General features: G+C 69.3%; 7 protein-coding genes and 1 pseudogene. All 8 read left to right on the forward strand.

What is annotated here, in order from left to right; translation table 11 throughout:
* A pseudogene (locus tag R1101_RS26870) lies at nt 1–196 on the forward strand (pyridine nucleotide-disulfide oxidoreductase); the annotation flags it as partial.
* Nucleotides 193–1,266, forward strand: a complete 1,074-nt coding sequence (locus R1101_RS0114505) for a S1C family serine protease (RefSeq protein ID WP_016934127.1) — start codon at nt 193–195, stop codon at nt 1,264–1,266. The pseudogene R1101_RS26870 and the gene R1101_RS0114505, both read left to right, overlap by 4 nt.
* 115 nt (nt 1,267–1,381) lie before the next feature.
* Entirely contained in the window at nt 1,382–2,725 is a 1,344-nt protein-coding gene (locus R1101_RS0114510) for an MFS transporter (protein ID WP_026003286.1), read from the forward strand.
* Between the two features lie 68 nt (nt 2,726–2,793).
* On the forward strand, nt 2,794–4,431 hold the full coding sequence (locus tag R1101_RS0114515) for an ABC-F family ATP-binding cassette domain-containing protein (RefSeq protein ID WP_016934129.1): 1,638 nt from the start codon (nt 2,794–2,796) through the stop codon (nt 4,429–4,431).
* Nucleotides 4,432–4,806, forward strand: a complete 375-nt coding sequence (locus tag R1101_RS0114520; RefSeq protein WP_016934130.1) for an RNA-binding S4 domain-containing protein — start codon at nt 4,432–4,434, stop codon at nt 4,804–4,806.
* Between the two features lie 69 nt (nt 4,807–4,875).
* The gene (locus tag R1101_RS0114525) at nt 4,876–5,148 is read left to right on the forward strand and encodes a helix-turn-helix transcriptional regulator (RefSeq protein ID WP_016934131.1); all 273 of its coding nucleotides are present in this window, start codon (nt 4,876–4,878) and stop codon (nt 5,146–5,148) included.
* Nucleotides 5,148–5,684 (forward strand): hypothetical protein, encoded by a 537-nt coding sequence (locus R1101_RS0114530; RefSeq protein WP_016934132.1) that lies wholly within the window; start codon nt 5,148–5,150, stop codon nt 5,682–5,684. The genes R1101_RS0114525 and R1101_RS0114530 overlap by 1 nt, the downstream gene beginning before the upstream one ends.
* Nucleotides 5,681–6,017, forward strand: a 337-nt coding sequence (locus tag R1101_RS0114535; RefSeq protein ID WP_016934133.1) for an ABC transporter ATP-binding protein, incomplete at its 3' end; no start/stop codon positions are given. The genes R1101_RS0114530 and R1101_RS0114535, both read left to right, overlap by 4 nt.

Here is a 6,017-nt window from a genome sequence, read left to right on the forward strand (position 1 = left end):
GGCTCCCCTGTCGTTGCGCAACTCCGGTGGCGGCATCACCATGGCCGGCCGCCTCGCGACCCGGGTCGCGAAGGATCCGCGCATCCACCTCGTCGGGTACGGTCCGTCCGCGTCCACGATCGGTGCGAACCGGGCCGGGCGCGCCGCCGCGCGCGAACTGCTCGACCATCTCACCGGGGAGGTGCCGCAGCAGTGAGTGGGCGGGGCGGATCGGTACTGCTGGTCGCGCTCGCGACCACCGCCAGCCTCGTCGCCTCGTCGCCGGTCCTGGTCGACATCGCCCTTCCTCCCCCACCGCCGGCGCCGGCCGCACCTCCACCGACACCGCTGACGGCCGACGAGCTCGTCGCGCGTACCGTGCCGGTCGTCGTAACCATCGATGCGAGCGCGGGATGGACCGGGATGACGGGCACCGGGATCGTGCTCACCCCCGACGGCACGGTCGTCACGAATCATCATGTGGTGAGCGGGGCCACCGACATCAGCGCGGTGAGCGGTGCCGACGGATCGATCTACGACGCGGAGGTCCTCGGTTACGACCGCGAACGCGATCTCGCCGTCCTGCAGCTCGGCACCGCGAGCGATCTCCCGGCCGCGACGATCGCCGACATCCTGCCGCCGGTGGGTTCCCGCGTCACGGCCTTCGGCAACTCGGAGGGTGGCGGAGTCGTCGTGGCCACCCCCGGCACCATCGTCGAGTTCGACCGCAACGTCGTGGTGCGCGACGCCACGAACGGGTCGCGACACCGTCTCACGGGGATGATCCGCACCGACGCCCCGATCCGGCCGGGCGATTCCGGTGGGCCCCTCGTCGACGACTACGGAACGGTCGTGGGCATCAACACCGCGGGTGCCGTGCAACGGAACACCGACACCTCGCCCGGGACGAGACCCGAGGCGTATGCCGTGCCCATCGCCGAGGCGATGACGGTCGTCGAGCAGGTGCGCGCAGGCGCGAGCGAAGGATCGGTGCACGTGGGTCCCACGCCGCGGCTGGGCGCGAGCGTCACCACCGCACGCAAGGACGGACAGGATCTCGGTGTCGAGGTGCTGTGGGTGTCCTACGACAGTCCCGCCTATCGTGCCGGACTCGATGCCGGCGACGTCGTGGTGTCCTTCGACGGTGAGCCGGTCTCGTCGACCGCCGAACTCGAGCAACGGCTGCTGCGACGGCGTCCCGGCGATGTCGTGTCGATCGAGTGGACCACCGAGAGTGGCGAAAAGCGTTCCACCGAGATCGTTCTCGAATCCGGACCGGCACGCTGACGTCGCCGTTCACGAAAATCGGTTGATCCTCGGGCCGGCCGGCGAAGACACTCGACCTGGAGTCGCCTCGAGGTCGCAAGATCTCATCGGACCGTTCGACGACCGGGGAAAGACGATGAACAACCACACCGCACCACCGACGCACAGGCGTCCGCGCCTGGCACGCGGGCCCGTGCGGCCGTTCGCCCACCCGCAGTACCGCCTGCTGATCCTGGCGCTCGCGGCGGGACTGCTGTCCGTGGGTACCTGGCTCATCGCGGTGGTGTGGCAGGTCGTCGACATGGGTGGCGGTCCGGCCGAACTGTCTTCGGTCGCAGTCGGACCGGCGGTCGGCATGCTCCTCGTCGCGCTTGCCGGCGGTGTCCTCGCCGACCGGATCCCCCAGCGCACCCTGCTTCTCACGACGTACATCGCACGTGCGGTGCTGGTGGCGGTGACGGCGGCACTCGCCGTCGGCGGATCGCTCACCTTCGGGCATCTCACCGTCGTGGGGTTCGCGCTGGGGCTGGCGAACGGCGTCCAGTTCCCGGCCTATTCGGCGTTGCTGCCCTCCATCGTCCCTCCGCAGGACCTGCTCGCCGCCAACGGCGTCGAAGGAGTACTCCGGCCGACGCTCATGCAGGCGGCCGGCCCGGCGGCGGCGAGCGCTGTCGTGGCCGCCTCGTCCCCCGCAGTCGCGTTGTGCATGGTCGCGCTCCTCGAGGTGGCCGGGGCGCTGTGCGTTCTCGCGATGCGTCCGACCGCGGTCCGCCGTGCCGGTGCACGGACGGGCAGAGTCAGCGGTTTCCGTTCCGTCGTGGACGATCTCGCGGAAGGCGTGCGGTTCACCGTGCGCACTCCCTGGTTGCTCGGAACGCTCCTCTTCGGGTCCGTCGCGGTCCTCTGCGTGCTGGGACCGATCGAGGTGCTCATCCCGTTCGCGATCCGCGAGTCGACCGGGGGTGGGCCGTCCCAGCACGCGATGGTGATGGCGGGTTTCGGCGTCGGTGGCGCCGTCGGGTCGACGATCGTGGCGTCGCTCCGGTTGCCGAGACGCTATCTCACCGTCCCGCTCCTGATGTGGGGTCTGGGCTGCGTCCCCCTCGCCGTCATCGGGGTCTCCGGGTCGGTGCCGATCATGATCGCCGCGGTGTTCGTCGTCGGCGCTCTGTTCAACGCCGGATCCGTCGTGTGGGGAACGCTGCTGCAACGGCGGGTGCCCGCGCACCTGCTGGGCCGGGTGTCGAGTCTCGACTTCTTCGTCTCGATCGTGTTCATGCCGCTGTCCATGGCCGTGGCCGGGCCGCTGGCCCTCACGGTCGGGCTCGCGCCGACCTTCGCGATCGCCGGGTCGGTGCCGGCCGTCGCCGCGGTGATCGTGATCGTCGCGGCCCGGACGCGGCGCGACGAGATCGACAATCCGCTCGACGCCGTCCCGGTGGGCGACGGTGGGATCGTGCCCGCGGAGTGCGGCGGCTGAGGGGCCGCTCGTGGCCGGTACCGACCCGCGCCCGACCTCGGACTCGTCGCACCCGGGATACTCGGTGCGTGAGCGCAACACTTCGTATCAACGGCCTGTCGGCCTCCCGCGGGGAACGTGTCCTGTTCGACGGACTCGATCTCACCGTCGCACCCGGCGATGTGATCGGTCTGGTGGGGGCGAACGGCGCCGGGAAATCGACGCTGCTCACGACCCTCGCGGGGATGGGGGACGCCGACGTGACCGGCTCCGTGATACTCAGCCCGCCCGACGCCACCATCGGCTATCTCGCCCAGGAACCCGAACGGGTGCCGGGCGAGACGATCCTCGGTTTCCTCGCACGTCGCACGGGTGTCGCGGCGGCAGAACACGTCATGAACGCCGCTGCCGAGCGACTCGGCGACTCCGACGAGGACGAGTACACCCCGGCGCTCGAACGGTGGCTGGCGCTCGGCGGGGCCGACCTCGCCGAGCGCGCCGAGAAGGTGATCGACGACCTCGGCCTGGAAGCCGGCCTCGACGCTCCGATGACGGCGCTCTCCGGTGGCCAGGCCGCCCGCGCCGGGCTGGCGGCACTGCTGCTGTCGCGCTACGACGTCCTGCTGCTCGACGAGCCGACGAACGACCTCGATCTGGCCGGGCTCGAACGGCTCGAACGCTTCGTGGACGAGACACGCATGGCGTTGGTGGTCGTCAGCCACGACCGCGAATTCCTCGCGCGCACGGTGACGGGCATCGTCGAACTCGATCCGGTGCAGCAGCAGATCTCGGTGTACGAGGGCGGGTACGAGGCGTATCTCGTCGAGCGCGAGGTGGCGCGCCGGCACGCCCGTGAGCAGTTCGAGGAGTACGCCGACACGAAGACCCAGCTCGAGGAACGCGCTCGGATGCAGCGGAACTGGCTCGAGCACGGTGTGCGCAACGCACGTCGCAAGTCCAAGGACAACGACAAGATCGGACGCAAGCACCGCGCGGAGGCCACCGAGAAGCAGGCGGCGAAGGCCCGGCAGACACAGCGGCGCATCGAGCGACTCGACGTCGTCGAGGAACCGCGCAAGGAATGGGAACTGCGCATGTCCATCGCTGCCGCCCCACGCAGCGGCACGGTGGTCGCGACCCTCGACGACGCCGTCGTCCGGCGGGGCGACTTCGTCCTCGGTCCGATCACCACGCAGGTCGAGTGGGGCGACCGCATCGTCGTCACCGGCCCGAACGGGGCCGGGAAATCCACGTTGCTGCGATTGCTGCTCGGCACCGTCGCACCGGATTCCGGGCGCGCATCGCTGGGGTCGGGTGTGCTGGTCGGCGAGATCGATCAGGCCCGCAGCCTGTTCGAGGGCGACGAACCGCTCGTCGAGGCGTTCGGACGCAACGTGCCCGAGTGGCCGGACGCCGACGTGCGGACCCTGCTGGCGAAGTTCGCCCTCAAGGGGCACCACGTCCTGCGGACGGCGTCGTCGCTGTCGCCGGGCGAACGCACCCGCGCCGGGCTCGCGCTGCTGCAGGCCCGCGGTGTCAATCTGCTGGTGCTGGACGAACCGACCAACCACCTCGATCTGCCGGCGATCGAGCAACTCGAGCAGGCCGTCGACAGTTTCGAGGGCACCCTGCTGCTGATCACGCACGATCGCCGCATGCTGGAGACCACGCGGACCACGCGTCGATGGATGCTCGACGGCGGGACGCTGAGTGAGGAGTTGCTGTAGATGGGTGGAAGCGTGCGGGTGGACAGTTGGACGTGGTCGGTCCGGTTGTTCAAGACCCGGTCCGCCGCGGCGAGTGCGTGCCGCGCCGGGCACGTCCGGGTCGATGGTGTGACGGCCAAGCCGTCGACACCGGTGACGCTCGGCGCCGAGGTCCGTGTGCGTGCCCACGGCACGGAGAAGATCGTCGAGGTCACCCAGCTCGTGAACAAGCGGGTGGGCGCACCGATCGCCGCCACCGCCTACATCGATCACAGTCCCCCGCCTCCGCCGAAGGAGATCCTCGCCGCGCTTCCCCGCCGGGACCGCGGAGCGGGTCGCCCGACGAAGAAGGAGCGCCGCGAGCTCGATCGGCTTCGCGGAGTCGACGACGACTGAACAACCCGCTGAGCAGGCAGTCGTCTTCAACAGTTGACAAACCGTTGTGTTTTCCCAACACTTTGTTCCATGAGTCCGGTACGCCGTGGGGAAACGCTTCCCATCTACAACCGCATCCGCGTCCTGCGCGCGGAGCGTGGCATGAGCCGCGCACAACTCGCCGCGCTCATCGACGTGAACCCGCAGACCGTCGGCGCACTCGAACGCGGCGACCACTATCCGAGTCTCGATCTCGCCTTCCGCATCTGCGACGTGTTCGGGCTGCCGGTCGAAGCCGTCTTCTCCCGCACCGAGTTCACGCCGTTGTCGACGGAGCTGTACAAGCCTCGGAAGGAGGCCTGATGACCACCGAATCGCTGCTCGACCGCTACGAGGACTACCGCACCCGCCGGTTCCTGAAGAACGAGGAGATCACCGCTGGATGGATGCCGAACTGGCGCACCCGACGCCGCCGCCGCATCCTCGCCGGCGCGGTCGTGGCATTGATCGCGCTGATGTTCGTCACCGCCATCGCGTCGTATTTCACGATGTGGGCAGCGATCGCCTGGTTGCCGGTCGCGCTGGTATTCCTGCCCACGTGGACGTGCCTGCAGATCGTGTCGGGACGTCAATCCGACGCTCCGCGTCACGCGCTCGACGAACGTGAGATCGCCGAGCGCAACAGCGCCCGTTCGATCGGCCTGTCCGTGGCGCAGGGGCTGCTGATGCTGCCGATCTTCGCGCTGCTGTGGAGCGCCTCGATCGCATCGATCGACCATCGGGCACTCGCCTACTCGGCAGGCGGATTCGCTCTCGCCTCGATACTGTTCAGCGGTTGCCTGCCCGCTGTTCTGCTCGCCTGGACCCGCCCCGACGACGACCCGGAGGACGTGCTGTGACACTGACGATCGACACTCTCTCGAAACGCTACGGCGACAAGATCGCCCTCGACGGCGTGAGCTTCGAAGTCCGCCCCGGCGAGTTGTTCGGCTTCGTCGGCAGCAATGGGGCGGGCAAGACCACCACCATGCGGATCGCGCTCGGCGTCCTGGCCGCCGACGCCGGTGAAGTCCGCATCGACGGGCGGCCCGTCGACCTCGAGATGCGCCGCAACATCGGGTACATGCCCGAGGAACGCGGCCTGTACCCGAAGATGAAGGTCGGCAAGCAACTGGCCTATCTCGCTCGGCTGCACGGACTCTCGAAAACGGAGGCGACGGAGGCGGTGCAGC

The organism is Rhodococcus sp. R1101 (genome assembly GCF_000278445.1).
In the GTDB taxonomy this organism is placed as follows: domain Bacteria; phylum Actinomycetota; class Actinomycetes; order Mycobacteriales; family Mycobacteriaceae; genus Rhodococcus; species Rhodococcus gordoniae.

Excerpts from the sequence above, each read along its gene's own strand:
- R1101_RS0114520 (WP_016934130.1), top strand. The coding sequence starts at position 4,432 with ATGGGTGGAAGCGTGCGGGTGGACAGTTGGACGTGGTCGGTCCGGTTG.
- R1101_RS0114525 (WP_016934131.1), top strand. The coding sequence starts at position 4,876 with ATGAGTCCGGTACGCCGTGGGGAAACGCTTCCCATCTACAACCGCATC.
- R1101_RS0114530 (WP_016934132.1), top strand. The coding sequence starts at position 5,148 with ATGACCACCGAATCGCTGCTCGACCGCTACGAGGACTACCGCACCCGC.
- R1101_RS0114510 (WP_026003286.1), top strand. The coding sequence starts at position 1,382 with ATGAACAACCACACCGCACCACCGACGCACAGGCGTCCGCGCCTGGCA.